The sequence below is a fragment of the Bordetella genomosp. 5 genome (assembly GCF_002261475.1).
GTDB lineage: Bacteria > Pseudomonadota > Gammaproteobacteria > Burkholderiales > Burkholderiaceae_B > Bordetella.
Window position 1 is genome coordinate 75,960 of sequence record NZ_NEVN01000003.1, and the last position, 25,275, is coordinate 101,234.

A 25,275-nucleotide genomic window follows, 5' to 3' on the forward strand; every position below is an offset into this window, starting at 1 on the left:
CCGTGCGCCGCATCAGGCGGCCTGGTCGAGCAGGTACTGCATCAGCAGCGGAACCGGACGGCCGGTGGCGCCCTTGTCCTTGCCACCCTTCCAGGCGGTGCCGGCGATGTCCAGATGCGCCCAGGGATACGCCTTGGCGAAACGCGACAGGAAGCACGCCGCCGTGACGGCGCCGGCCTGCGGGCCTCCGATGTTGGCGATGTCGGCGAAGTTGGACTTCAGCTGATCCTGATAGGCGTCGTCCATCGGCATGCGCCATGCCGTGTCCATGGCTTCGCGGCCGGCGGTCAGAAGCGCGTCGGCCAGATCGTCGTTCTTCGAGAACAGGCCGGTGTTGACGCTGCCGAGCGCCACGACGCATGCGCCGGTCAGGGTGGCGATGTCGATCACGGCCGAAGGCTTGAAGCGTTCGGCGTAGGTGAGCGCGTCGCACAGCACCAGGCGGCCTTCGGCGTCGGTGTTGAGGATTTCGATGGTCTGGCCGGACATGCTGGTGACGACATCGCCCGGTTTGTTGGCCGTGCCGCTGGGCATGTTTTCGCAGGCGGCGATCAGGCCGACCACGTCGAGCGGCAGCTCGAGCTCGGCGAGGGCACGGAAGGTGCCCAGCACGCTCGCCGCGCCGCACATGTCGTACTTCATTTCGTCCATCGTGGCGGCGGGCTTGATCGAGATGCCGCCCGAGTCGAACGTGATGCCTTTGCCGACCAGCACCACCGGACCGGCCGCCGTCTTGCTCTTCTTGGCGGCCTTGCCGCTGTAGCGCAGCACGATGAAGCGCAGCGGTTCGGCCGAACCGCGGGCCACCGATGCGAAGGAGCCCATGCCCAGCGCTTCGACCTTGGCCTGATCCAGCACTTCGACCTTCAGCGAGCCCTTGAACTCGCGCGCCAGCTTGCGCGCGGTGTCGGCGAGATAGGTGGGGGTGCAGATGTTGCCCGGCAGGTTGCCCAGCGTGCGGGTGAGCGTCATGCCATTGGCGATGGCGCCGCCCTCGCGCAGGCCGAGCTGCGCCTGCGCGGTATCGGTGCGCTCGACGACCTGCGTGATCTTCTTGAGCTTGGGCTGCGCGTCGCGGTCGGGTTTGCCGAACGTGGCGTCGTAGTGATAGGTGGCGGCGCCGGCCGAGATCGCGGCGGCGCGGGTGCGGGCGCGGATCGAGACGTCGTCGATCACATTGGCGGCCAGCGTCGAGACGCCTTCCGTGAGCTGAGCGGCCACGCATGCCGAGGCGAAGGCCTGTTCGGCGCTGGCGTGGGTGCGCGCGTTGTAATCCTCGCGCTTGCCCAGGCCCACCAGAATCACGCGCTGCGCGCTCACGCCTTGCAGACTGCGCAGCACCAGCGTGGCGCCGGCGCGGCCGCGGAATTCGGTTTTGACCACGGCGCGCACGGCGCCGTTGGCCGCGCGGTCGATCAATTCGGCCGCCGGGCTCAGGATGCCATCGGCAAACACGCCCACGGCGAGGGCCGAGGTCTTGATTTGATGCAGGGAAGCGGTGGTCTGTGTGCTAAATTCCATGGGGATTTCCCGAGTGCGTCGTATGTTGCGGACGATTATCCCGCAAATTCTTCCATGTCTCTATTCAAACGGTCAGTCGTCAGCGAGATTACCAGTCACGCTGGCGTTGTGTTTTCAACGCTCGTCGTCGTGTGGCTAAGCGTTCTGCTCGTACGCCTGTTGGGCGAAGCGGCAGGTGGCAGCATTGGTGCCGACGTGGTGATGGGCCTGGCCGCATTCTCCACGATCACGGCCCTGCCCACGGTGCTGGCGGTGTCGCTGTTCATCGCGGTGCTCACTACGGTCACGCGCAATTATCGCGAATCCGAAATGGTGGTCTGGTTCGCCAGCGGCCTGTCGCTGGCCGACTGGCTGCGCCCCGTGCTGCGCGTCGCGGTGCCGGTGGCGGCGCTGATCGCCGTGCTGACGCTGATGGCCTCGCCCTGGGCCTATCGTCAGATCGGCGAGTATCGCGAACGCTTCGAGCAGCGCTCGGATCTGTCCAAGGTGGCGGCGGGGCAATTCGCCGAGTCGGGCCGCGGCGACCGGGTGTTCTTCGCCGAAGACCCCACCCGCCCGGGTGACGAGCTCGGCGCCGTGTTCGCGCGCGCCATCGATCCCGAATGGTTCAGCGTCCTGACCGCGCGCAGCGCGCACAGCGAAACGCTCGCCAACGGCGATCGCTTTCTGGTGCTGTCCGAAGGCAATCGCTACGACCTCAAGCCCGGCACGCCCGAAATGCGGCTGAGCGAGTTCGCGACCTACGGTTTGCGCCTCGAGAGCAAAGGCGGAGAAGACCCGCTCGCCGAGGCGCGCGCCGCGGCAGAGCGCTCGAGCAAGGCGCGTCCGACCATGCAGCTCATCGCCGACAACACCGACAGCGCGTGGTCGCAGATCATGTGGCGTATCGCGATGCCGCTGGCCGCCCTCAATCTCGCGTTGCTCGCGATTCCGCTCGGCGCGGTGAATCCGCGCCTGGGCCGCTCGGGCGACCTGCTGATCGCGGGCCTGGTGGGGCTGCTCTACATGAACATGATCAACCTGTCGCGCGCCTGGATCGGCAGCGGCAAGATCAGCTTCGGTATCGGCGTGTGGGCCATTCATGCCGTCGTGGCGGGACTGTTCGCATTCCTGCTGATGCGCCGGCTGCGCGTGAAAGCGCCGCGTGATCACAAGAAGAACACCGCTTCCTGATCGATCGCATTCCGCACAGGGCGCCGCAACGGCGCCCTTTTGCATTCCAGGCGAGATTTAAGACCGTGGCGCGGTCGCGCGCCCGCTGGGCGGACAGGGCGCGGGCGTTCAGGCCAGGTAGCGCATCCTGCCGCGCTGCCCCTGCAGCAGGCCGGTGTTGTGTTCGACCGAGCGCCGCATGAAATCCCACAAGAGGCTCACCCGCTTGAGCTTGTACAGGTCTTCGTGGCAATACATCCAGAAGCTGCGCGTGATCGCGACGTCCGCGTCCAGCACCGGTACGAGCCGGGGATCCTGGGCGGCGATGAAGCAGGGCAGGATTGCGAGCGACTGGCCCTGCAAGGCCGCGTGGTACTGCGCGACCACGCTGGTGCTGCGTAGCATGACGCGGCTGTTGGGCAGCAGGTCTTCGAGGTAACGCAGCCGCTCACTGAAAAGCAGCTCGTCGACATAGCCGATGAAGTTGTGCTCGGCCAGGTCTTCGCGGCGGCGGATCGGGGCATGGCGCGCCAGATACTGCGGCGTGCCGTAAAGCATCAGGGTGTAGTCGCACAGCTTGCTGCAGATGTAGGGCCCGCGTTGCGGCCGCTCGATCGTGATCGCCAGATCCGCCTCGCGCTTTGACAGGCTGACGAAGCGCGGCACCGGCAGGATATCGAGCGTGATGTGGGGATAGCGCCGCTGGAAGTCCGCGGCCAGCGGCGTCACGACGTAGCTGCCGAAGCCTTCGGTCGCCCCGATGCGAACGTGGCCGGACAGCGCCTGGCCGATGCCCGAGAGGCTTTCGCGTGCCGTCTGCACGGTGCTTTCGAGTTGTTCGGCGTGAACGAACAGCCGTTGGCCGTCTTCGGTGAGCACGAACCCGGCGCTGCGGGATTTCTCGAACAGCAGGCTGCCGAGCTCGGCTTCGAGCCCGCGGATGCGCCGCGACACCGTGGTGTGCTCCACGCCCAGCCGGCGTGCCGCCGCGCTGACGCGCTGGGTGCGCGCGACCTCGAGAAAGTAGCGGAGGCTGTCCCAATCGAGCATGGTGACCCTTGGATTTGGTTGTGCATGAATGCACAACCAATGTGCATTCCTGGCGTTGCTGGTGGATTTTCACACATCTACACTAGGCCGGCCACCCCGGTTCCGCGTCCCGCGCAGCAGGGAGTGAGCCCACGAAAAATGCCCTGGCCGCGCAGGTGGCCGGAGGCAGAAAACACCGGAGACAAGGTCATGAAATTGCATGTGAGCGCTATCGCTGCAGGGTTGGGCCTGGGCGTCGTTTTGGGAGCGGGACCCGTCGCGGCGGCCGACATGCCGCCGGTCAAGATCGGGGTGCTGACGGATATGTCCGGCACCTATGCCGGCATGGGCGGGCCGGGTTCCGTGGCCGCGGCGCAATTGGCGATCGACGATTGCCTGGCCGCCGAATGCAAGGGGATGAAGATCGAGCTGGTGTCGGCCGACAATCAGAACAAGGCCGACGTCGGCGCGGCCCGTGCGCGCGAATGGTTCGACCGCGACGGCGTCTCGGCCATCGCGGACCTCACCAACTCGGCGGTGGCGCTGGCCGTGCAGGGCATCGCCCGCGAGAAAAACAAAGTGGTGATGTTCTCCGGTCCGGCCACCACGGCCCTGACCAACAAGGAATGCTCACCCGTCGGCTTCCACTGGATGTTCGACACCTACTCGCAATCGGCGGGCGGCGCGAAGGCGACCGTGCGCTCGGGCGGCAAGTCCTGGTTCTTCGTGACCGTGGACTACGCTTTCGGCCACTCGCTCGAAGCCGATACGGTGAAGGCGGTGAAGTCGTTGGGCGGGACGGTGGCGGGCAGTGTGCGCCATCCGCTGAACGCACCCGATTTCGCCTCGTATCTGCTGCAGGCGCAAAGCTCCAAGGCCCAGGTCGTGGCCCTCGCCAACGGCGGGCAGGACACCGTCAATGCCGTCAAGCAGGCGCGCGAGTTCGGCATCGTGGCCGGTGGCCAGCGTCTTGTCTCGCTGCTGATTTTCCTGTCCGACCTGCGCGCGCTCGGGCTGGATAACGCGCAGGGCCTGTCGTATGTCGATGGCTTCTACTGGGACTACGACGACGCGACGCGCGGCTGGTCCGCCCGTTTCGAAAAAGCCTTCCGCGGCCTCAAGCCCACCATGACCCAGGCCGGCGTGTACTCGAGCGTGCTGCACTACCTGCGCGCCGTGGCCGCCACGCGCAGCACCGACGGCAAGGTCGTGGCCGACAAGATGCGCGAGCTGCCGATCAAGGATCCGATCATGCGCAATGCCTCGATCCGTCCCGACGGCCGCGTGATCCACGACATGTATCTCTACGAGGTCAAGAAGCCCGCCGACTCGAAGGGCGGCTGGGATTACTCCAAGCTCGTCGCCACCATTCCCGCGGCCGAGGCTTTCCAGCCGCTCGCCGATTCGACCTGCCCGCTGGTCAAGCAGAACTGAGCGTCATTCGATTCGTTATCCGGCGGCCCGCGTGGCGGGCCGTCCTCCCATCGCGGCGCGTGCCGCAACACCCTGCAGTCTGAGGAGCAAGCCATGAGTGAAGTCCCCCGCGTACCGCTCTTGATCGGCGGCAAACTGGTGCAGTCCAAGACCACCGAATGGCGCGACGTGATCAATCCCGCCACGCAGGAAGTCGTGGCGCAAGTGCCGTTCGCCACGCGCGAAGAGCTGGATCTCGCCGTGGCCAATGCCAAGGAAGCCTTCCAGACCTGGCGCAACAGCGGGCAGGGCGCGCGCATGCGCGTGATGCTCAAGCTGCAGCAACTGCTGCGCGACAACACGACCAAGCTCGCCGAAATGATCACGCGCGAGCACGGCAAGACGCTGCCCGACGCCGAGGGCGAGGTCGGCCGCGGGCTCGAAGTGGTCGAGCACGCGTGCTCGATCGCGAACCTGCAGCTGGGCGAATACGCCGAGAACGCGGCCGGCGGCATCGACGTCTACACGCTGATCCAGCCGCTGGGCGTGTGCGCCGGCATCACGGCGTTCAATTTCCCGGTGATGCTGCCGTGCTTCATGTTCCCGATCGCGGTGGCCTGCGGCAACACCTTCGTGCTCAAGCCCTCCGAGCAGGATCCCACGGCCTCGCTGTTCCTGGCACAGCTCGCGCTCGAGGCGGGCCTGCCGCCGGGCGTGCTCAACGTGGTGCACGGCGGGCCCGATATCGCCAATGGCCTGTGCGAGCATCCGGACATCAAGGCGGTGTCCTTCATCGGCTCGACGCGCGTGGGCACCGAGATCTACAACCGCGCCTCCAATGCGGGCAAGCGCTGCCAATCGATGATGGGTGCGAAGAACCACTGCGTGGTGTTGCCGGATGCCGATCCCGAAGTCGCGCTCAACCAGCTGGTCGGCGCCGCCTTCGGTGCGGCCGGTCAGCGCTGCATGGCCACCTCGGTGGCGGTGCTGGTGGGCGAGGCACGCAACTGGCTGCCCGATTTCGTGGAGCGCTCGCGCAAGCTCAAGGTCAACAATGGCACCGATCGCCAGGCCGATCTCGGCCCGCTCGTGTCGCCGAACGCCAAGAAGCGTGTCGAGGGCCTGATCCAGCAGGGCGTGGACGAAGGCGCCAAGCTGCTGCTCGACGGCCGCAACATCCAGGTGTCGGGCTTCGAGTCGGGCAACTTCGTCGGCCCCACGATCTTCGACGGCGTGACCGACGAAATGACGATCTACCGCGAAGAGATTTTCGGGCCGGTGCTGTGCGTGGTGGGCGTCGAAACGCTCGAAGACGCGGTCGCGTTCATCAATCGCAATCCCAATGGCAACGGCGTCGCGCTGTTCACCCAGGACGGGGGCGCCGCCCGCTACTTCCAGAACAACATCGACGTGGGCCAGGTCGGCATCAACATCCCGATCCCGGTGCCGGTGGCCTGGTTCAGCTTCACCGGCTCGCGCGGCTCCAAGCTGGGCGATCTGGGCCCCAACGGCAAGCAGGCGGTGCAGTTCTGGACCCAGACCAAGACGGTCACCGCGCGCTGGTCCGCCCACGGCCGCTCCGTCAACACCACGATTTCCATGCGCTGATCCCGTCCGTCGCGTGAGGGAATGATGCGCGGGGCCGGACCGGAGGCGGTCCGGCCCCGCGCTTTTGTACTGGCGTCGGCGCCACGCTCGAGCGCGGCATGGCCGCGGCGGGCACGGCGCCGCGGCTGCCCGATACACGGAGGGTCCGTCCCGCAATCCTAAGCGTCCCTGCTAAGTAAATGCTTATAAGTTATATAGACTGCGTTCTATATTACCTATAATCAGCTCCTGTCATCAGGGGCCTCACATGAACCTTCAACAATTCCGCTTTGTGCGGGAGACCATCCGCCGGGACTTCAATCTGACCGAAGCCGCGCGCATGCTCTACACGTCGCAGCCCGGCGTTTCGAAGGCCATCATCGAGTTCGAAGACGAACTTGGCATCAAGATCTTCGAACGGCACGGCAAGCGGATCAAGGGTCTGACCAAACCCGGTCTGGCCGTGTCGCAGGTGATCGACCGCATCATGCGCGAAGTCGATAACCTCAAAAAAGTCAGCGATGAATTCGCCCGCCGCGACGAAGGCGGGCTGGTGATCGCGTGCACGCACACGCAGGCGCGCTACCTGCTGCCGCGCGTGATCCCCGCGTTCCGCAAGCAATTCCCCAAGGTGCACCTGTCGCTCGCCGAAGGCAGCCCGTCGCAGCTGGCCGAAATGGTGCTGCACGAACAGGCCGACCTGGCGCTGGCGACCGAGTCGCTCGCGCTGACGCCGGGTCTGGCGACCTTGCCGGTGTACGCGTGGGAACACACCGTGGTGGTGCGGCCGGATCATCCGCTCGCGGAGCTGACCTCGAGCGCCGCCAAGCGCATCACGCTGTCGCAGTTGGCCGAATACCCCATCGTGACCTACGACCGCGCCTTCACCGGGCGGACCACGATCGACGAGGTATTCGCCAGCCAGGGAGTGCACCCCGACATCGTGCTCGAGGCGATCGACGCCGACGTGATCAAGACCTACGTCGACGTGGGACTGGGCATCGGCATCATCGCCGGGGTCGCCTACGATCCCCGCCGCGACAGCAACCTGGTGGGCCTGCCGGTCGGCCATCTGTTCGGCACCCACACCACGCGGGTCGGCGTGAAGGCCGGCGTGTTCCTGCGCGACTACGTGTACACCTTCCTGGAGATGCTGGCGCCCGCGCTCACCCGCCAGGTCGTGACCGACGCCGTCCAGGGCGTGCCGCGCTGATCGCGGATCCGACGACGAAAGCCGCCCTCAGGGGCGGTTTTTTTTTGCTTTATGTCGACATGGGGAGAGGGCGGGGCGCGGGCGTTCCTATGCGTATCGAGGGGGCGATTGAAAGAATTAAATAAGAATAAGTGTTATTTCGGTTGAAGGCATCAATGGGAATCATTATCATTAATTCCAATTCAACGACGGACGAGGTTCATCATGGTCGCAGGGCTCAGCGCAGTAGTGGTGGGTGCCGACAGGCTAGGCAACATCCCGGATTTGCTCCGGGGGCACAACATTTCGATCACGCATCACATCAGCGGCCGCGACCCGTCGCACCAGAAGAAGACCCTGCAGCTGCCTTCGGGCACGCAACTGGTCATTCTGCTGACCGATTTCCTCGGCCATAACGTCATGAAGACCTTCCGCAATGCGGCCCAGCGCGGCGGCATTCGCGTCGTCGCTTGTCGACGCTCGGTCTGCAGCATGCAGCAGGCGCTGCAGCAATGCGGACTGTGCGCCAACAGCGCGAACTGCCCCAACAAGGGCAAGCCGAACTGATCGCCGGGGCGCAGCCCCATCGGGGGAGCGCGCGCACCGCGCCGCATCCACCGCCTCGTCGTCTTATCCTCTTTTGCCGCCGGAAGGCCAGTACGTCGCTCAGTGCGCGCCCCTTGCCGGGCCGCACGCGGCGCCCGCCCTCGCGGCGGACGCCGTGAGCTGAAGCGGCGGCTGAGTCAGCCGTCTTTTTGGGGCATCGCCGGAAGATTCCGGCGATGCCTTTTTTGTTGTGGGATGCCGTTTTGTCTTGGGACGGCCCAGCGACAGCAGAACGCCCCCACGCGGCGCCTTCGGCTTGCTGCCCCCCGAGGGGGCCGTTTTGTCTTGGGACGGCCCAGCGACAGCAGAACGCCCCCATGCGGCGCCTTCGGCTTGCTGCCCCCCGAGGGGGCCGTTTTTGTCTTGGGACGGCCCAGCGACAAAAAAGCGCCTCGAGGGCGCTTTTTTGTGGGGCGTGCTGTGCCTCAGTTGCGCGAGGCGCGGGCGGAGGCGAGCAGGGCGCCGTCGATCCGGCGGGCGCCGTTGTAGCGCTTGGACCAGTAGGCCATGGTCATGTTTTCGACGCGGACCACGCCGCCGGCGCTGGGCGAGTGCACGAAGCGGTCGTCGCCCATGTAGATGCCCACGTGCGAGTAGCGACGGCCGAGTGTGTTGAAGAACACCAGGTCGCCCGGGCGCAGCTCTTTTTTGTCGATGCTGGTCGACGTGCGGGCCATCTCGGCGGAGTTGCGCGGCAGCTTCACGCCCAGCGAGCGCTCGACCGACCAGACCACGAAGCCGCTGCAATCGAAGCCGGTGTCGGGCGTGTTGCCGCCGAAGCGATAGCGCACACCCAGCTGATTGAGGGCTTCGGCCACGAGCACGCTGTCGGTGCCGAACGGCGCCTGGACTTCGCGTTGGCGTTCGCGCTTGAGCTTGTGCGTGACGAGCAGGCCGATCGGATCGTCGGCCGTGGCCACCCAGTCGGTTTCGTAGGGATCGATCTCGGAGCTGTACGCGAACGAGTTCGTTTTATTCGATGCGGTGCCGGCACAACCCACGAGCCCGGCTACACAACATGCGGCCGCCAGCAGACGCAAGCTACGCTGCGCGTGGCGGGAGAGGATGTCAGGTAGCGCGAGGGTGGAGTGTCGATGCATGCTCGCCGTAACCAGGGATGTCGGGGACAGTTCCCTGGAGTGAAAGAAAAATTTTCAAGGAGTTTACCAAACCTATCGTGACGATAGGATGGCAAAAAGCACCCTTTCGGTGCGCTTTTTAGCGGAATCGTCAGACGGACCTCGGGGAATCCCCGGGGTCCCGGGGCAAGCCTCATGCAAGCTTTTGCGCTGAGAATCCCCAGAGGTAAAACCGAGTTGCCCGAGAGCTAACGGACCATACCAGGAGACTGCAATGAAGAGAACCCGGGATTTCCATTACCGTTCTATTCAGGATAGTAACAATTTTTGGCGCGAGGAAGCGGAACGGATTCACTGGGAGAAACCTTTCGACGAGGTTCTGGACTTTTCCCGGCCGCCCTTCGCCAAGTGGTTCGTTGGGGGACGTACCAATCTCTGCTACAACGCGGTCGATCGCTGGTTGCCCCAGCAGGCCGACCGCCCGGCACTCATCTGGGAGTCGACGGAGGTCGACCAGCAGCGGACCTACACGCGCCAGCAGCTGTTCGAGGAGGTCAACGCGGTCGCGGCGATGCTGCAGTCGCTGGGGGTGGGCGAGGGCGATCGCGTGCTGCTGTACATGCCGATGGTGCCGCAGGCCGTCTTCACGATGCTGGCGTGTGCGCGCATCGGCGCCGTGCATTCCGTGGTGTTCGGGGGCTTCGCGTCGGTCAATCTGGCGCAGCGCATCGACGACGCGGCGCCCAAGGTGGTGGTGTGCACCGACGGCGGCTCGCGCGGCGGCAAGGTGGTGGCCTACAAACCGCTGCTGGACCGGGCGCTCGCACTGGCCAAGAGCCCGCCCGCGCATGTGGTGATGTTCGACCGGGGGCTGGTGGAGGTCGAGCGGCAGCCCGAGCGCGACCTCGATTACGCGACGCTGCGTGCGCGCCACGAGGGGGCGCGCGTGCCCGTCACCTGGCTCGAATCGTCCGCGCCGAGCTATATCCTGTACACCTCCGGCACCACCGGCCGGCCCAAAGGCGTGCAACGCGACACGGGCGGCTATGCCGTGGCGCTGGCCGCCTCGATGGAATACCTGTTCGACGGCGCGCCGGGCGACACCTACTTCTGCACCAGCGACATCGGCTGGGTGGTCGGTCACTCGTACATCGTCTACGGCCCGCTGATCGGCGGGCAGGCCACCTTGCTCTATGAAGGCACGCCGGTGCGTCCGGATGGCGGCATTCTGTGGCGGCTGGTCGAGCGCTATCGCGTCAATACGCTTTTTTCGGCCCCGACCGCGGTGCGGGTGCTCAAGCGCCAGGACCCCGCGCTACTCAAGCAGTACGACCTGTCCTCGCTGCGCGCCGTGTATCTGGCCGGCGAGCCGCTCGACGAGCCGACCGCCGAGTGGATCTCGCAGGGCCTGGGCAAGCCCATCATCGACAACTACTGGCAGACCGAGTCGGGCTGGCCGATCCTGTCCGCGCAACCCGGCGTGGAGCGCGTGCCCACGCGCTTCGGCAGTCCGTCGTTCCCGGTGTACGGCTTCGATGTGCGCATCGTGAGCGAGACGGACGGTCGCGACCTGGGGCCCGACGAGAAAGGGGTGGTGGCCATCGTGCCGCCGCTGCCGCCGGGCGCGATGAGCACGATCTGGGGCGACGACGAGCGTTTCGTGCAGACCTACTTCACGTCGGTGCCGGGCCGCCAGCTGTATTCCACCTTCGATTGGGGGCGGGTCGACGCCGACGGGTACTGGTTCATTCTCGGACGCACCGACGACGTGATCAACGTGGCCGGGCACCGCCTCGGAACGCGCGAGATCGAGGAGTCGATCAACAGCCATACGGGCGTGGCGGAATGCGCCGTCGTGGGTGTGTCCGATAGTTTGAAAGGGCAGGTCGCGATGGCATTCGTGGTGCTAAAGTCGCCCGAGCAGGCGGAGGGCCAGGACCGTGCCACCGCGCTGGAAGGCGATATCATGCGGCTGGTGGAAGATCAGCTCGGCGCGGTGGCGCGGCCGGCCCGGATCCGGTTCGTGGGGGCCTTGCCCAAGACACGTTCCGGCAAGGTGCTGCGGCGCGCGATCGTGGCGGTCTGCGAAGGCCGCGATCCCGGCGATCTCACCACCATCGAAGATCCTGTCGCCCTCGAACACATCAAGGAATCGCTGCAATGAAAACCAAACCCGTGCTGGTCGCGGAAGACGTCAAGAAGATCCTCGCGGCCGCCGAAGCGCATGCGCTGGCCAACAAATGGGCGGTCTCCATCGCCGTGGTCGACGATGGCGGCCACCTGCTGGGCATGCTGCGCGGTGATGGCGCGGCGCCGATTTCCTCGCACATCGCACCGGCCAAGGCCCGCACCGCGGCACTCGGCCGCCGCGAGTCGCGCATCTACGAAGAAATCATCAACAACGGCCGTTACTCGTTCCTGTCCGCCCCGTCGATCGAAGGCATGCTCGAAGGCGGCGTGCCGATTCAGGCCAATGGCGAGACCCTCGGCGCGGTCGGTGTGTCGGGCGTCAAGTCCACCGAAGACGCTGAAATCGCCCGTGCGGGCATCGCGGCGATCGGTTTGTGAGCCCAACCACCGGCGCGAGTGAGGCGCTGCCCCGCGCGGGCAGCGCGCTCAACCCCGGCGTAACGCGCCGCGAGGTCTGGGCCTGGGCGATGTACGACTTCGCCAATTCCGGCTACACCACCGTCATTCTCACGACGGTGTTCAGCACCTATTTCGTCAGCGTGGTGGGGGGCCGGGCGCCCTGGGCCACGCTGGCCTGGACCGCGGCGCTGTCCGTCTCCTATCTGGCCATCATGCTGACCATGCCCACGCTGGGCGCCCGCGCCGATGCGCGCGCGTCCAAGCGCAGGCTGCTCTACACCAGCACGCTGGGCTGCGTCCTGGCCACGCTGGTCCTGACCCAGGCCGGGCCGGGCGACGTGTGGCTGGCGCTGGCCGCGATCGCCATCTCCAATTACTGCTACTGCGTCGGCGAATCGGTGATAGCCGCGTTCCTGCCCGAGCTGGCGCGTCCCCATGCGCTGGGCCGGGTGTCCGGCTGGGGCTGGAGCTTCGGCTATTGCGGCGGCATGCTCACGCTCGGCCTGTCGCTGGCGCTGGTCATGTGGGGCGAAGCGCGCGGTCTGGGCGCCACCGATTACGTGCCGTGGGTGATCGTGATCACCGCGGTGATGTTCGGCCTGTCGGCATTGCCCTCTTTCTTCTTCCTGCGGGAGCGGGCCGTGCCCCACGCGGCCACGCTGCAGGCGCCCAATATGCTGGGCCGTCTGGCGCGCTCGTGGCGCGAAACCGGCGAACACTATCCCGAGTTTCGCGGCCTGTTGTTGTGCGGCGCCTGCTATCAGGCGGGTATTGCCGTGGTCGTGACGCTGGCCGCCGTGTATGCGGAGCAGGTCATGGGCTTCACGATGCCGCAGATCATGATGCTGGTGTTCACCGTCAACATCGGCGCGGCGCTCGGTGCCTTCAGCTTCGGTTATGTGCAGGATCGCATCGGCCACAAGCGGGCGCTGGCGATCACGCTTGTCGGCTGGATCGTGATGGTGATCGTCGCGTATCTCGCCGTCACCGTTGCCGTGTTCTGGGTGGCCGCCGTGCTTGCGGGCTTGTGCATGGGCACGAGCCAGAGCGCCGGGCGCGCCATGACCGGCGCGCTGGCGCCCGAAGGCCGCCTCGCCGAGTTCTTCGCGCTCTGGACCTTCGCCATTCAGCTGGCCGCTGTCGTGGGGCCGCTCACCTATGGCCTGGTCACCTGGGTCACCGTGGGCAATCATCGTCTGGCCATCCTGATCACCGGGCTCTTCTTCGTGGGCGGCCTGTTGCTGCTGTCGCGCGTGGATGTCGCTCGCGGTCTCGCGCGGCGTCACGCGTCGGCGACCTGAAACGCGTATCGCGTTCGCGGCCCGGTGTGCAACGCGCCGGGCCGTTCAAGCAGCGGTGAGGCACGGCTGCTATCCTAGTGACTTGGCCCACCATGCGGCACTTGTTTTTTGCTGCGCTGCGTCGCGGCGAGAGCGTAAGGTGCCAGTAAGAGCATGGCGATACGGTTGCGTGTCGGCAAAAACGGCAGCACCAAAATCACTATTCGGAGACAAAACCATGTCGAATGCCATCCAATCCGTGCTGGTCGAAACCCGCGTGTTTCCGCCGCCCGAGCAGGCCGTCAAAGGCGCTGCGATTTCCGGCATGGAGGCCTACCGCGCCCTCTGCCAGGAAGCCGAACAAGATTTCGACGGGTTCTGGTCGCGCCATGCGCGCGAGAACCTGCAATGGACCAAGCCGTTCACCCAGGTGCTCGATGAGAGCAACGCGCCGTTCTACCGCTGGTTCGGCGACGGCGAGCTCAACGTCTCGGCCAACTGCCTCGACGTGCACCTGACCAACGGCAACGCCGAGAAGACCGCCATCATCTTCGAGTCCGACGATGGCAAGAGCGTCAAGGTCAGCTACCGCGAATTGCTGGCGCGGGTGTGCCGCTTCGCCAATGGGCTGAAGTCGCTCGGCTACAAGAAGGGCGACCGCGCCATCATCTACATGCCGATGTCCATCGAGGCGGTCGTCGCGATGCAGGCATGTGCCCGCCTGGGCGTGACGCACTCGGTCGTGTTCGGCGGCTTCTCGGCCAAGAGCCTGCAGGAGCGCATCGTCGACGTGGGCGCCTCGCTCGTCATCACCGCCGATGAGCAGGTGCGCGGCGGCAAGACGATCCCGCTCAAGCCCGCCGTCGAGGATGCCTTCGCGATGGGCGGCTGCGAGGCCGTGAAGCAGGTCGTGGTCTACCGCCGCACCGGTGGCAAGGTCGCCTGGACCGAGGGCCGCGACCTGTGGATGCACGACGTCGAATCCGGCCAGGCCGATACCTGCGAACCGGTGCCGGTCGAAGCCGAGCATCCGCTCTTCATCCTCTACACGTCGGGTTCCACCGGCAAGCCCAAGGGCGTGCAGCACGCCTCCGCCGGCTATCTGCTGTGGTCGCTGCTCACGGTCAAATGGACCTTCGATGCGCGCGCCGACGACGTGTACTGGTGCACGGCCGACGTGGGCTGGATCACGGGCCACACCTACATCACCTATGGTCCGCTGGCCGCCGGCCTGACCCAGGTCGTGTTCGAAGGCGTGCCCACCTATCCGGACGCCGGTCGCTTCTGGGACATGATCGCGCGCCACAAGGTGTCGGTGTTCTACACCGCGCCCACGGCCATCCGGTCGCTCATCAAGGCTGCCGAAGCCACGCCGGCCACCCATCCGAAGAACTACGCGCTCGATTCGCTGCGCATCATCGGCACGGTCGGCGAACCGATCAATCCCGAAGCCTGGATCTGGTATCACAAGAACGTCGGCCGCGAACGCTGCCCGATCGTGGATACCTGGTGGCAGACCGAGACCGGCGGCCACATGATCACGCCGCTGCCGGGCGCCACGCCGCTCAAGCCGGGTTCGTGCACGCTGCCACTGCCGGGGATCACCGCGGCGATTGTCGACGAGACCGGCGGCGACGTCGAGCAGGGCAATGGCGGCTTCCTGGTGATCAAGCGGCCCTGGCCCGCCATGATCCGCACCATCTGGGGCGATCCGGAGCGCTTCAAGAAGAGCTACTTCCCGCCCGAGCTGCGCGGTTATTACCTCGCGGGCGATGGCGCGCAGCGCGACGCCGACGGCTACTTCTGGATCATGGGCCGCATCGACGACGTCCTCAACGTCTCGGGCCATCGCCTGGGCACGATGGAGGTGGAGTCGGCGCTGGTGGCGCACGAGCTGGTGGCCGAGGCGGCCGTGGTGGGCCGCCCCGACGACACCACCGGCGAGGCGGTGGTCGCCTTCGTGGTGCTCAAGCGCGCGCGTCCCGAGGGCGAAGAGGCGCAGCAGATCGCCAAGCTGCTGCGCGATCACGTGGCCAAGGAGATCGGCCCGATCGCCAAGCCCAAGGACATCCGCTTCGGCGACAACCTGCCCAAGACCCGGTCGGGCAAGATCATGCGCCGCCTGCTGCGCGTGGTCGCCAAGGGCGAAGAGGTCACCCAGGACGTGTCCACGCTCGAAAACCCCGCGATCCTCGAACAGCTCGCCAAATCGTTGTAAACGCAACCTGTCGCGCCCGCCCCTGTTCGGCTGGCGCACCGCGACAGGCGCATAATGCAAAACCTGCACGGAATCTCCGTGCAGGTTTTTTTTTGCGATATTTTTTGTGGGGGGCAGGGTGTGAATCGCGGGGGATTTGACCGTACGGGGCTGGCTCTGATGTTGAGCACCGTCCTGGTGTGGGCGGGCAGCTGGATCGCCATGAAGCTCGTCGTGCCGTATATCGGCCCCTACGATTTCGTGGTGGTGAGATATCTCAGCGGCGCGGCCGTGCTGTTCGTGGTGCTGGTGTGCACCGGCCGCCCGCTCGCCATGCCACCCTGGAAGCTCACGCTCGCGGTCGGCCTGAGCCAGACCGCGGCCTTTCAGGGCTTCGTCCAGACGGCGCTGGTAACGGGCGGCGTCGGCAAGGTCTCGCTCATGGCCTACACGATGCCGTTCTGGGTGGTGCTGCTGGCCTGGGCCATTCTGGGCGAGCGCCCCGGCTGGCGTCATTGGGCGGGCATCGCGCTGGCCGGCGCCGGCCTGGTGCTGTTCGTGCAGCCCTGGGCGGGCATGGGCGACCTCGGCACCGTGCTGCTGGGCGTGGCCAGCGGTTTCTGCTGGGGCCTGGGTACGGTATTGTCCAAGCGCATGTTCGAGACGCATCGGCCCGATATCATCACGTTCACCGCATGGCAGATGCTGATCGGCGGTCTGGCGATCACGCCGGTGGCCTGGCTCGTGCCGCAGATCGAAGCGCAGTGGGGCTGGCAGCTCTGGACCGGCATGAGCTATATCGTGCTCGTGGCCTCGGCGCTGGCGTGGCTGCTGTGGCTGGCGGTCGTGCGGCGGCTGCCGGCGTCGGTGGCGGGCCTGTCCAGCCTGGGCGTGCCTGTCGTGGCGATGCTGCTCGCCTGGCTGATCCTGCATGAACAACCCCATGGCGCCGAGTTGGGCGGCATGGCACTCATCCTGACCGGTATTCTGGTCGTGAGCCGAGCGGCTCGCGCCTGACGCCGGCTTTTGACTGGCAACAGATTCGACAAGGAACGACGATGATCGACTTACGCAGTGACACCGTGACCCGCCCGACCGCCGCCATGCGCGAGGCCATGCTGAACGCGCCGGTGGGCGATGACGTGATGGGCGATGATCCGAGTGTGCGCGATCTCGAGGCGGCGGTCGCCGAGCGCGCCGGCAAAGAGGCCGGCCTGTACTGCCCGTCCGGCACCCAGAGCAACCTGGTGGGCCTCATGGCGCATTGCGGCCGCGGCGACGAATACCTGGTGGGCCAGCTCGCGCACACCTACAAATACGAAGGCGGCGGCGCCGCCGTGCTGGGTAGCATTCAGCCGCAGCCCATCGAGCACGCCGCCGACGGCACGCTGCCGCTCGAGAAGCTGGCCGCCGCCATCAAGCCGGTGGGCGATCCGCACTACGCGCGCACCCGCCTGCTGGCGCTGGAGAATACCTTTCACGGCAAGGTGATCCCGCAGGACTACATTGTGCGTGCGGCCGCGTTCGCGCGCGAACATGGTCTGGGCGTGCACCTCGACGGCGCGCGCGTGTTGAACGCCTCGGTGGCCACCGGCCTGGACCTGCGCACCCTGTGCGAACCCTTCGACAGCGTCTCGATCTGCTTTTCCAAGGGGCTGGGCGCGCCGGTCGGGTCGGTACTTGTAGGCAGCCGCGAGCTGATCGCGCAGGCGCGCCGTTGGCGCAAGGTCGTGGGTGGCGGGATGCGGCAGGCCGGCATGCTGGCCGCCGCGTGCCATTACGCCTTGGACCATCACGTGGCGCGTCTGGCCGACGATCATGCCAATGCCGCGGCCCTGGCCGAAGGCCTGGGTGCGATAGACGGCGTGCGCGTGGTCTCGCAGCAGACCAACATGGTGTTCGTCGAGTTCGAGCCTGCACGTTGCGAGGGCCTGCAGGCGGCGCTGGACGGGCAGGGGATCAAAATGCGGGCGGTCTACGGCGGCCCGACCCGGCTCGTCACGCACCTGGACGTGAGCGCGGACGACATCCGCCGCGTGGTGCGCGCCGTGGCCGATTATTGCTCGACCGCCGGGCGCTGACCGGCAAGAGCAGGTTCAGGCGTGAGCGGCGCGGCTGTCGGCCGGCGCCTGCTCACGCGCCTCCATCCCGTAGTCGCGGATCACGCTCGCAATGCGCAGCCGGTAGTCGGCAAATACACCGGACCGCCCCGCGGCCTGCGCCGCGCGATGTTCGGCGCGATTGCGCCAGGCCTGCACGGCGGCCTCGTCGCGCCAGAACGAGAGCGACAGGATCTTTCCCTGCGTGCTCAGGCTCTGAAAGCGCTCCACCGAAATGAAGCCGTCCATCTCACGCAGATGAGGCACCAGCCCGGCGGCGATGTCGAGGTAGGTGTCGCGCTGGCCCTCGGCGGGCACGACTTCGAAGATGACGGCAATCATGGGAACTCCAGGTCAGGCGGATGGCGCGGGCACGATCCGGCGCACGGGATCAGCGCAAGTATCGACGGCCGCCCCGGCGCACGCTTCGATGCGCCTCGAAGCGTGGATGCCGTGAGCCGTGCCCACACCCGGCGAGCCCGCCGGTGGGTGCCGCGGCGCCAGGCCAGGGCAGGGCGCGTCAGGCGCCCGCGTCGATCAGCGCGCGATAGCCTTCGCGCGAATCGGGCCACGCGAGCGTCAGGCCGGAGGCGCGCAGGCGCGCGTTGCTCATGCGTTTGCTTCCCACGCCGGCCGGCGGGGGGCCGTCGGGTGGAACGGGGGCGCCGAGCAGCTGGGCGAGATGGGCATAGAGCACGTCGAGTGGCAGCGGCGTGTCGTCCGCACCGAGGTAGCAGGGTTGCACCTGCGGCAGGTGCAGCAGATGCGCCACCGCGGCGGCCGCGTCGTCGATGTGAATCCGGTTGGCCCAGTGCGGCGGTGTGCGGGGCGCGGCCGCGCTGCCTGCTCGCAGGCGCTGCAGCAGCTGGACGCGGCCGGGACCGTACAGCCCGGAAAGGCGCAGCGATACGGTCTCGAACGGTTGCGCGTGCAACCACGTCTCGGCCTCGAGCAGGATGCGGCCGTTGAACCCCTGCGGCGCCTCGGGCGTGGTTTCGTCGATCCATTCGCCATCATGGCCGCCGTAGACGGCGCTCGACGACACGAACAGCACGCGCTCGAGCGCGGCGGCGTCGAGCGCCGCCAGCAGATTGGCCAGGCCATCGATGAACACCGCGCGATAACGCTCGGGTTCGCGGCCGCCCGGCGTGGGCAGGTAGGCCACGCGCGAGATGCCCTCCGGCAGCTGCGCGAGACTGGCCGGGTCGGCGAGGTCTGCGGCGATCCAGCGGATGCCGGCGGGTGCGTCGGCCGGCGGGTTGCGCCGCAGCGCCCAGACCTCGTCGCCGCGCGCGATCAGGCGCTGCGCCGCGCGCATGCCGAGATCGCCACAACCCGCCAGCAATATCCGTTCAGTCATTTCGTCACTCCAAATAAGGGCGAGGCCGCCCGCTGGGCAGGCTGCTGGCGCTGAAAACAAAACGCCTGCCGGATCGCTGACCCGGCAGGCGCTGATACGTGGGCGCGAGCGCCCGCGTCACATGCCGTTGTACACCGGACCTTCGCCGCCCTGCGGAGCGACCCAGACGATATTCTGCTTGGGATCCTTGATGTCGCAGGTCTTGCAGTGCACGCAGTTCTGCGCGTTGATCTGCAGACGATCGGCGCCGTGGTCATCCTTGATGAACTCGTACACGCCGGCCGGACAGTAGCGGGCCTCGGGGCCGCCATAGGTGGCCAGGTTGACCGCGACCGGGATGGTGGGGTCCTTGAGCGTCAGGTGGATCGGCTCGTTTTCTTCGTGGTTGGTATTCGAGATGAACACCGAACCCAGGCGATCGAAGGTGAGCTTGCCATCCGGCTTCGGGTAGTCGATGCGCGCGCATTGCGAGGCGGGCTGCAGACAGGCGTGGTCAGGCTTGTTGTTGCGCAGCGACCAGGGCATCTTGCCCTTGAACAGCAGCTGTTCGATGCCGGTCATGAGCACGCCCACGGTGCGGCCCTTCTTGAACCACTGCTTGAAGTTGCGCGCCTTGTTCAGTTCGGCGTGCAGCCACGAGCTTTCGAACGCGGCCGGGTAAGCGGCCAGTTCGTCCTGGCGGCGGTCGGCGACGATCGCGTCGAAGGCGGCTTCGGCGGCCAGCATGCCCGACTTGATCGCGGCGTGGCTGCCCTTGATGCGCGATGCATTCAGGAAGCCGGCCTCACAGCCGACCATCGCGCCGCCGGGGAAGGTGAGCTTGGGCAGCGCCAGCAGGCCGCCCGCCGTGATGGCGCGCGCGCCGTAGGCGATGCGCTTGCCGCCTTCGAACGTGCCGCGGATCGCGGGGTGGGTTTTGTAGCGCTGGAACTCTTCGAACGGCGACAGCCACGGGTTGGCGTAATCGAGGCCGACGATCAGGCCCACCGCCACGATGTTGTTGTCGAGGTGATAGAGGAACGAGCCGCCGTAGGTGTCGGCGTCGAGCGGCCAGCCGGCGGTATGCACCACCAGACCGGGACGCGCCTGCGCCGGATCGACTTCCCACATTTCTTTGATGCCGATGCCGTAGCTCTGGGCGTTGCGGCCTTCGTCGAGCTTGAAGCGTTCGATCAGCTGGCGGCCGAGCTGGCCGCGCGAGCCTTCGGCGAAGATGGTGTAGCGCGCCAGCAGTTCCATGCCGGGCTGGTAATGGTCGGTGTGCGAGCCATCGCGGGCCACGCCCATGTCACCGGTGGCCACGCCGCGGACAGCGCCGGCCTCGTCATAGAGAATCTCGGCGGCGGCAAAGCCCGGGAAGATGTCGACGCCCAGCGCTTCGGCCTGCTCGCCCATCCATTGGGCGACATCGCCCAGGCGCACGATGTAATTGCCCTTGTTGTGGAAGCACTCGGGCAGCATCCACTCGGGGGTGCTGCGCGCGCCGGTCGCGCTCAGGAACAAAAACTTGTCCTGGGTGACGGGCACGTTCAGCGGCGCGCCTTTTTCTTTCCAATCGGGGATCAGCTCGGTCAGGGCGCTCGGGTCCATGACCGCGCCGGACAGAATGTGCGCGCCGATGGCCGCGCCTTTTTCCAGGACGCAGACACCGATCTCTTGATTCTTCTCGGCGGCAAGCTGCTTCAGGCGGATGGCGGTGGAGAGACCGGCAGGACCTCCGCCGACAATCACCACGTCGTATTCCATCGACTCGCGTTCAGACATTACGAAATTCCCCTCTATGTATCCTGGTCTGGCTGGCGCTATTATCAATGATTGTATTGCAGCCTGCACACAGGCTGTTTTTTTGCATATGACGACGCCGCGGAGGTCGAATCCGCGACGACGAAAGGAGTCCGGTCGATGGACCGCGCAGATGTCAGTCTCAACCCTCAACCCGGCGTGGGCGCGTCGCCCGCGGCCGCCGCGCAGACCTCGGAGCACGCGCTGCCGGTCGGTGCGATCCACCAGATCGACCTGCCGTTGCGCTGGGGCGATTCCGACGCCCTCAATCATCTGAACAACACGCTCTACTTCCGTTTGATGGAAGAGGCGCGCATGCGCATTCTCTACGACTCGGGCCTGACGCTACCGGCCGAGCAGGGGCCGATTCTCGCGCATGCCTCGTGCGATTTTTTGCGTCCCCTCACGTACCCCGCCACCGTGCGTGTCACGCACACGCTGGCACGTCTGGGCCGCTCGAGCATGGAATTCGAACTCACGCTCGAGAAGGTCGGTGACGACGCCGGTCCGTACGCGCGCGGCCGCAATGTGCTGGTCTGGATGGACTACACCGCCAATCGGTCCGCGCCGTGGCCCGCGGAGGTGCTGGCGCAGCTCGGCGGCCAGCTGCGCTTGCAGCAATCGCGCTAGCCGGTAGAATTCGCTGCAAAGCACAAAAATATCGAGGGGGCGCGGCGCATCGCGTCGTCAGGCCTCCCGCCGATTGATTTCACACATCAACCAGGAGTTGGAGCGATGGACAAGGTATATGCAAGTGCCCAAGAGGCGCTCGCAGGCATCGTGAAAGATGGCCAGATGATCGCCGTGGGGGGCTTCGGCCTGTGCGGCATTCCCGAGGCATTGATCGCCGCGCTGCGCGACTCGGGCGTCAAAGACCTCACCTGCATCAGCAACAACGCAGGCGTCGACGGCTTCGGCCTGGGCCAGCTGCTCACCACGCGCCAGATCCGCAAGATGATCGCGTCGTACGTGGGCGAAAACAAAGAATTCGAACGCCAGTTCCTGTCAGGCGAGCTCGAGCTCGAGTTCACGCCGCAGGGCACCCTGGCCGAAAAGCTGCGCGCCGGCGGCGCGGGCATTCCCGCCTTCTTCACCCGCACCGGTGTGGGCACCATCGTGGCCGACGGCAAGGAAATCCGCGAGTTCGACGGCCAGCAATATGTGATGGAGCGCTCGCTCGCGCCCGACGTGTCGCTGGTCAAGGCGCACATCGCCGACCGCAGCGGCAATCTGGTGTTCCGCAAGACCGCCCGCAACTTCAATCCCAACGTCGCCATGGCCGGCAAGCTGACCGTGGTCGAGGTCGAGGAAATCGTTGAGACCGGCACGCTGGATCCCGATCAGGTCCATCTGCCCGGCATCTATGTGCATCGGATCGTGCTCAACACGAACCCCGAAAAGCGCATCGAGCAACGCACCACTCGCCCGGCCTAAAGGAGAACAGTCATGGCATGGACCCGCGATGAAATGGCCGCGCGTGCCGCGCGCGAGCTGCAAGACGGCTTTTACGTAAACCTGGGCATCGGACTGCCCACCCTGGTTGCCAACCACGTGCCCAAGGGCGTCGAAGTCTGGCTCCAATCCGAAAACGGCCTGCTGGGCATCGGCCCGTTTCCCACCGACGACGAGGTCGATCCCGACCTGATCAACGCGGGCAAGCAGACCGTCACCACGCTGCCGGGCTCGTCGATCTTCTCGTCGGCCGACTCGTTCGCGATGATTCGTGGCGGCAAGATCAACCTCGCCATCCTCGGCGCCATGCAGGTGTCCGAACGCGGCGACCTCGCCAACTGGATGATTCCGGGCAAGATGGTCAAGGGCATGGGCGGCGCCATGGATCTGGTGGCGGGCGTGGGCCGGGTCGTGGTGCTCATGGAGCACATCGCCAAGAAAAAAGACGGCACCGAAGACATCAAGCTGCTGCCCGAGTGCAATCTGCCGCTCACCGGCGTGGGCGTGGTCAATCTCATCATTACCGATCTCGGCGTGATGGAAGTCACCGACAACGGCCTCAAGCTGATCGAAGTGGCGCCCGGCGTCACGGTCGACGAGATCCAGGCCAAGACGGCGGCCAAGCTCGACGTCTCCGCCGTGCGCTGATCCGCACCAGGAGGCCGGCAATCCCGGTCTCCCGCGTTTTCAAAAACGCCCCGCGCGTTTTCATGAACCCCGCCAGGACGGCCGTCCGGCGGGGTTTTTGTTTGCTGCGCGCCACGGAAAAACCGGGGTCCGGCTGGTTTTGTCCACCAGGCGGACGTAATGCCGCGGTGCGAGCGCACCAAAACGGTGCGACTTCGCTGGGAGGCGCGTATGCACCAAAATGGGCGCAAGGGTAATCCCTAAATATTGAAAATTTATTTTCTTTCTTAAAATTCGCCGGTAAACAAATTTACATATTCGGTTTGCACCCATCGACGGCCCTGGCCGCCGTCCCGTCCACGCTTTAGCCCCCCGGCACGTTCCACCCCGCCTCCCTCGTCCCATGTCCCAGGCCGCTACTCCGATCGCCGAACGCATCGCGCGCGCCCAGCCGACTTTCAGCCGCATCCAGCATCGGATGGCCGAATACGTGCTGGCGCACCAGTTCCGCGCGGCGACCATGACGATCGACGAGTTCGCGACCGCGGTCGGGGTGTCGGTGGCGAGCGCCAATCGCTTCGCCCGGGCGCTGGATCTGCCCGGCTACCCGCAGTTTCGTGCCGAACTGGCGCGCGGCTTCGAGTCGGCGCTGGAACCCGTGGAGAAGCTGCGGGTCGAGCTGGCGCATTCGGCCAGCGCGGTGCAGATCTTCGCGGCCACGCTCGAAGAAGACATCCGCAACGCACAGCGCACGCTGCAGACGCTGGACGCCGGCGCGTGCGAGCGCGCGGTGCAGGCCGTCATGGACGCCGAGCGCGTGTTCATCATCGGTTTTGGCGCGAGCGGCTTCCTGGCCGGCCTGCTGCAACGCGGCCTGTGCATGCATCTGCACTCGGTCGAATCGTTGGCCGGCCCCGGCGGCGTGTCGCACGCCGCCCGGCAGATGTCGCGCATGACGGACCGCGATCTGGTGATCGCGATCGGCTTCCCCCGCTATCTGGCCGACACCGTGACGCTGGCGCGTGCCGCGCAGAGCGCCGGCGTGCCGGTGCTGGTGCTGACCGACAAACCCACTTCGCCGCTGGCGCCCTGTGCCACGGTGGCCCTCTACGCACATTCGAGCCGGCAGTTGCTGTCGAACTCGGAAACCGGCGCGCTCGGACTGATCGAAGGCCTGTCGGCCGCGGTCGCGCATCGCGCCAAAGACTCTATCGAAGCCGCCGCAGGCGTGACCCAGTCGGTCATGCCCTGGCTTATCCATGGTGTTGCAGGAGCAGGAAAACGATGATTACGCCCGTGATCGCAATTCACGGTGGTGCCGGCGCGATGGCTCGCGCCGCCATGTCGCCCGAGAAAGAACAGGAATACCTGGACGCGCTGCGTCGCATCGTGGCCGCCGGCCAGCAGGTGCTGGCCGATGGAGGCTCCGCGCTGGATGCGGTGACCGAGGCCGTGCGCCTGCTCGAGGATTGCCCGCTGTTCAACGCGGGCCATGGCGCCGTGTTCACCAGCGCCGCCACCCATGAGCTCGACGCCGCCATCATGGACGGCGCCACGCTGCGTTCGGGCGCCATCGCCAACGTCAGCAACGTGCGCAATCCCGTGCTGGCCGCGCGCAAAGTCATGGAGAACAGCAAGCACGTGTTCTTCGTCGGCGCCGGCGCCGAAAATTACGCGGCGGAGCAGGGCCTCGAGATCGTCGATCCGTCGTACTTCTCGACCGAAGCCCGGCGCGAGCAGCTGCTGCGCGTGCAACGCGAGAACCCCGACGCGGCCGTGCTGGATCACGACGGTCAGGCACTGGTCGCGCGCGGCCAGCCCGCGCCGGCCGATCCGCTGGACAGCGACAAGAAGTTCGGCACGGTGGGCGCCGTCGCGCTCGACGCGCAGGGCAACCTGGCCGCGGCCACCTCCACGGGCGGCATCACCAACAAGCAGGTCGGCCGGGTCGGCGACGCGCCGCTGATCGGCGCGGGCACCTACGCCAACAACCGCACCTGCGCCGTGTCGACCACGGGCACCGGCGAGATGTTCATCCGCATGGTCTCGGCCTACGACATCTCCGCCCTCATGGAGTACACCGGCGCCAGCCTCGAGCAGGCCGCGGACCGCGTCGTGATGGAAAAACTGCCCACGATCGAGGGCAAGGGCGGCCTGGTGGCCGTCGACGCGCAGGGCAACGTTGCGTTGCCCTTCAATACCGAAGGCATGTACCGGGGTTTTGGCCGAGTGGGCCAACAACCCGAGGTGGCCATTTACCGATGACACGGTGCGCGTTTTGCACCCAGCAAGTACTAGGAATGAATTGAA

The 25,275-nt window shown here is 66.4% G+C and carries 22 protein-coding genes; 16 read left to right on the forward strand and 6 right to left on the reverse strand.

Annotation, left to right across the window (positions count from 1 at the left end):
* Positions 1-12: 12 nt before the first annotated feature.
* On the reverse strand, positions 13-1,521 hold the full coding sequence (locus tag CEK29_RS06230) for a leucyl aminopeptidase (protein ID WP_094798829.1): 1,509 nt from the start codon (positions 1,519-1,521) through the stop codon (positions 13-15).
* A 54-nt stretch (positions 1,522-1,575) separates the two neighbouring features.
* On the opposite strand from CEK29_RS06230, the gene lptF reads away from it, so the two are divergent.
* Positions 1,576-2,694, forward strand: coding sequence for an LPS export ABC transporter permease LptF (gene lptF, locus CEK29_RS06235; RefSeq protein WP_094798830.1), 1,119 nt, complete (start codon positions 1,576-1,578; stop codon positions 2,692-2,694).
* 108 nt (positions 2,695-2,802) lie between these two features.
* Here lptF and CEK29_RS06240 read toward each other — a convergent pair whose 3' ends face one another.
* Positions 2,803-3,723: a LysR family transcriptional regulator gene (locus tag CEK29_RS06240; protein WP_094857619.1), complete on the reverse strand. Its 921-nt coding sequence runs from the start codon at positions 3,721-3,723 to the stop codon at positions 2,803-2,805.
* A gap of 270 nt (positions 3,724-3,993) precedes the next feature.
* Between CEK29_RS06240 and CEK29_RS06245 the strand changes: the two genes are divergently transcribed.
* The 4 genes from CEK29_RS06245 (at position 3,994) to CEK29_RS06260 (ending at position 8,461) form a co-directional block, all read left to right on the forward strand.
* Positions 3,994-5,136, forward strand: a complete 1,143-nt coding sequence (locus tag CEK29_RS06245; protein ID WP_440588308.1) for an ABC transporter substrate-binding protein — start codon at positions 3,994-3,996, stop codon at positions 5,134-5,136.
* A gap of 93 nt (positions 5,137-5,229) precedes the next feature.
* Positions 5,230-6,723: a CoA-acylating methylmalonate-semialdehyde dehydrogenase gene (locus CEK29_RS06250; protein WP_094798833.1), complete on the forward strand. Its 1,494-nt coding sequence runs from the start codon at positions 5,230-5,232 to the stop codon at positions 6,721-6,723.
* A 247-nt stretch (positions 6,724-6,970) separates the two neighbouring features.
* Complete coding sequence (locus CEK29_RS06255) at positions 6,971-7,915, forward strand: CysB family HTH-type transcriptional regulator (protein ID WP_094798834.1); 945 nt, start codon at positions 6,971-6,973, stop codon at positions 7,913-7,915.
* A gap of 204 nt (positions 7,916-8,119) precedes the next feature.
* Positions 8,120-8,461 carry a DUF2325 domain-containing protein gene (locus CEK29_RS06260; protein ID WP_094798835.1) on the forward strand — a complete coding sequence of 114 codons (342 nt, stop codon included), beginning with the start codon at positions 8,120-8,122 and terminating at the stop codon, positions 8,459-8,461.
* 464 nt (positions 8,462-8,925) lie between these two features.
* On the opposite strand, the gene CEK29_RS06265 is transcribed toward CEK29_RS06260, so the two are convergent.
* A complete protein-coding gene (locus CEK29_RS06265; protein WP_094798836.1) occupies positions 8,926-9,600 on the reverse strand; it encodes a C40 family peptidase in 675 nt (224 codons plus the stop codon).
* A gap of 253 nt (positions 9,601-9,853) precedes the next feature.
* Between CEK29_RS06265 and CEK29_RS06270 the strand changes: the two genes are divergently transcribed.
* The 6 genes from CEK29_RS06270 to ltaE all read left to right on the forward strand — a co-directional run bounded on the left by CEK29_RS06270 (position 9,854) and on the right by ltaE (position 17,726).
* The gene (locus CEK29_RS06270; protein ID WP_094798837.1) at positions 9,854-11,743 is read left to right on the forward strand and encodes a propionate--CoA ligase; all 1,890 of its coding nucleotides are present in this window, start codon (positions 9,854-9,856) and stop codon (positions 11,741-11,743) included.
* Positions 11,740-12,147, forward strand: coding sequence for a GlcG/HbpS family heme-binding protein (locus tag CEK29_RS06275; protein ID WP_094798838.1), 408 nt, complete (start codon positions 11,740-11,742; stop codon positions 12,145-12,147). Before CEK29_RS06270 ends, CEK29_RS06275 begins: the two co-directional genes overlap by 4 nt.
* An 89-nt stretch (positions 12,148-12,236) precedes the next feature.
* The gene (locus CEK29_RS06280) at positions 12,237-13,469 is read left to right on the forward strand and encodes an MFS transporter (RefSeq protein WP_170948391.1); all 1,233 of its coding nucleotides are present in this window, start codon (positions 12,237-12,239) and stop codon (positions 13,467-13,469) included.
* A gap of 217 nt (positions 13,470-13,686) precedes the next feature.
* Entirely contained in the window at positions 13,687-15,666 is a 1,980-nt protein-coding gene (gene acs, locus CEK29_RS06285) for an acetate--CoA ligase (protein ID WP_094857620.1), read from the forward strand.
* A gap of 120 nt (positions 15,667-15,786) precedes the next feature.
* Complete coding sequence (locus CEK29_RS06290) at positions 15,787-16,662, forward strand: DMT family transporter (RefSeq protein ID WP_094798841.1); 876 nt, start codon at positions 15,787-15,789, stop codon at positions 16,660-16,662.
* A gap of 41 nt (positions 16,663-16,703) precedes the next feature.
* Positions 16,704-17,726, forward strand: a complete 1,023-nt coding sequence (ltaE, locus tag CEK29_RS06295) for a low-specificity L-threonine aldolase (protein WP_094857621.1) — start codon at positions 16,704-16,706, stop codon at positions 17,724-17,726.
* 15 nt (positions 17,727-17,741) lie between these two features.
* On the opposite strand, the gene CEK29_RS06300 is transcribed toward ltaE, so the two are convergent.
* The 3 genes from CEK29_RS06300 to CEK29_RS06310 all read right to left on the reverse strand — a co-directional run bounded on the left by CEK29_RS06300 (position 17,742) and on the right by CEK29_RS06310 (position 20,868).
* Positions 17,742-18,086, reverse strand: coding sequence for an antibiotic biosynthesis monooxygenase family protein (locus CEK29_RS06300; RefSeq protein ID WP_094857622.1), 345 nt, complete (start codon positions 18,084-18,086; stop codon positions 17,742-17,744).
* Between the two features lie 178 nt (positions 18,087-18,264).
* Complete coding sequence (locus tag CEK29_RS06305; protein WP_094857623.1) at positions 18,265-19,104, reverse strand: NAD-dependent epimerase/dehydratase family protein; 840 nt, start codon at positions 19,102-19,104, stop codon at positions 18,265-18,267.
* A gap of 117 nt (positions 19,105-19,221) precedes the next feature.
* A complete protein-coding gene (locus tag CEK29_RS06310; protein ID WP_170948387.1) occupies positions 19,222-20,868 on the reverse strand; it encodes an electron transfer flavoprotein-ubiquinone oxidoreductase in 1,647 nt (548 codons plus the stop codon).
* Positions 20,869-21,006: 138 nt separating this feature from the next.
* On the opposite strand from CEK29_RS06310, the gene CEK29_RS06315 reads away from it, so the two are divergent.
* The 5 genes from CEK29_RS06315 to CEK29_RS06335 all read left to right on the forward strand — a co-directional run bounded on the left by CEK29_RS06315 (position 21,007) and on the right by CEK29_RS06335 (position 25,230).
* Complete coding sequence (locus CEK29_RS06315; RefSeq protein WP_094798846.1) at positions 21,007-21,516, forward strand: acyl-CoA thioesterase; 510 nt, start codon at positions 21,007-21,009, stop codon at positions 21,514-21,516.
* A 105-nt stretch (positions 21,517-21,621) separates the two neighbouring features.
* A complete protein-coding gene (locus tag CEK29_RS06320; protein ID WP_094798847.1) occupies positions 21,622-22,320 on the forward strand; it encodes a CoA transferase subunit A in 699 nt (232 codons plus the stop codon).
* A 12-nt stretch (positions 22,321-22,332) separates the two neighbouring features.
* The gene (locus CEK29_RS06325; protein WP_094798848.1) at positions 22,333-22,986 is read left to right on the forward strand and encodes a CoA transferase subunit B; all 654 of its coding nucleotides are present in this window, start codon (positions 22,333-22,335) and stop codon (positions 22,984-22,986) included.
* 382 nt (positions 22,987-23,368) lie between these two features.
* Positions 23,369-24,253 carry a MurR/RpiR family transcriptional regulator gene (locus tag CEK29_RS06330; RefSeq protein WP_094857624.1) on the forward strand — a complete coding sequence of 295 codons (885 nt, stop codon included), beginning with the start codon at positions 23,369-23,371 and terminating at the stop codon, positions 24,251-24,253.
* Positions 24,250-25,230 (forward strand): isoaspartyl peptidase/L-asparaginase family protein, encoded by a 981-nt coding sequence (locus CEK29_RS06335; RefSeq protein WP_094798850.1) that lies wholly within the window; start codon positions 24,250-24,252, stop codon positions 25,228-25,230. The genes CEK29_RS06330 and CEK29_RS06335 overlap by 4 nt, the downstream gene beginning before the upstream one ends.
* Positions 25,231-25,275: the final 45 nt, after the last annotated feature.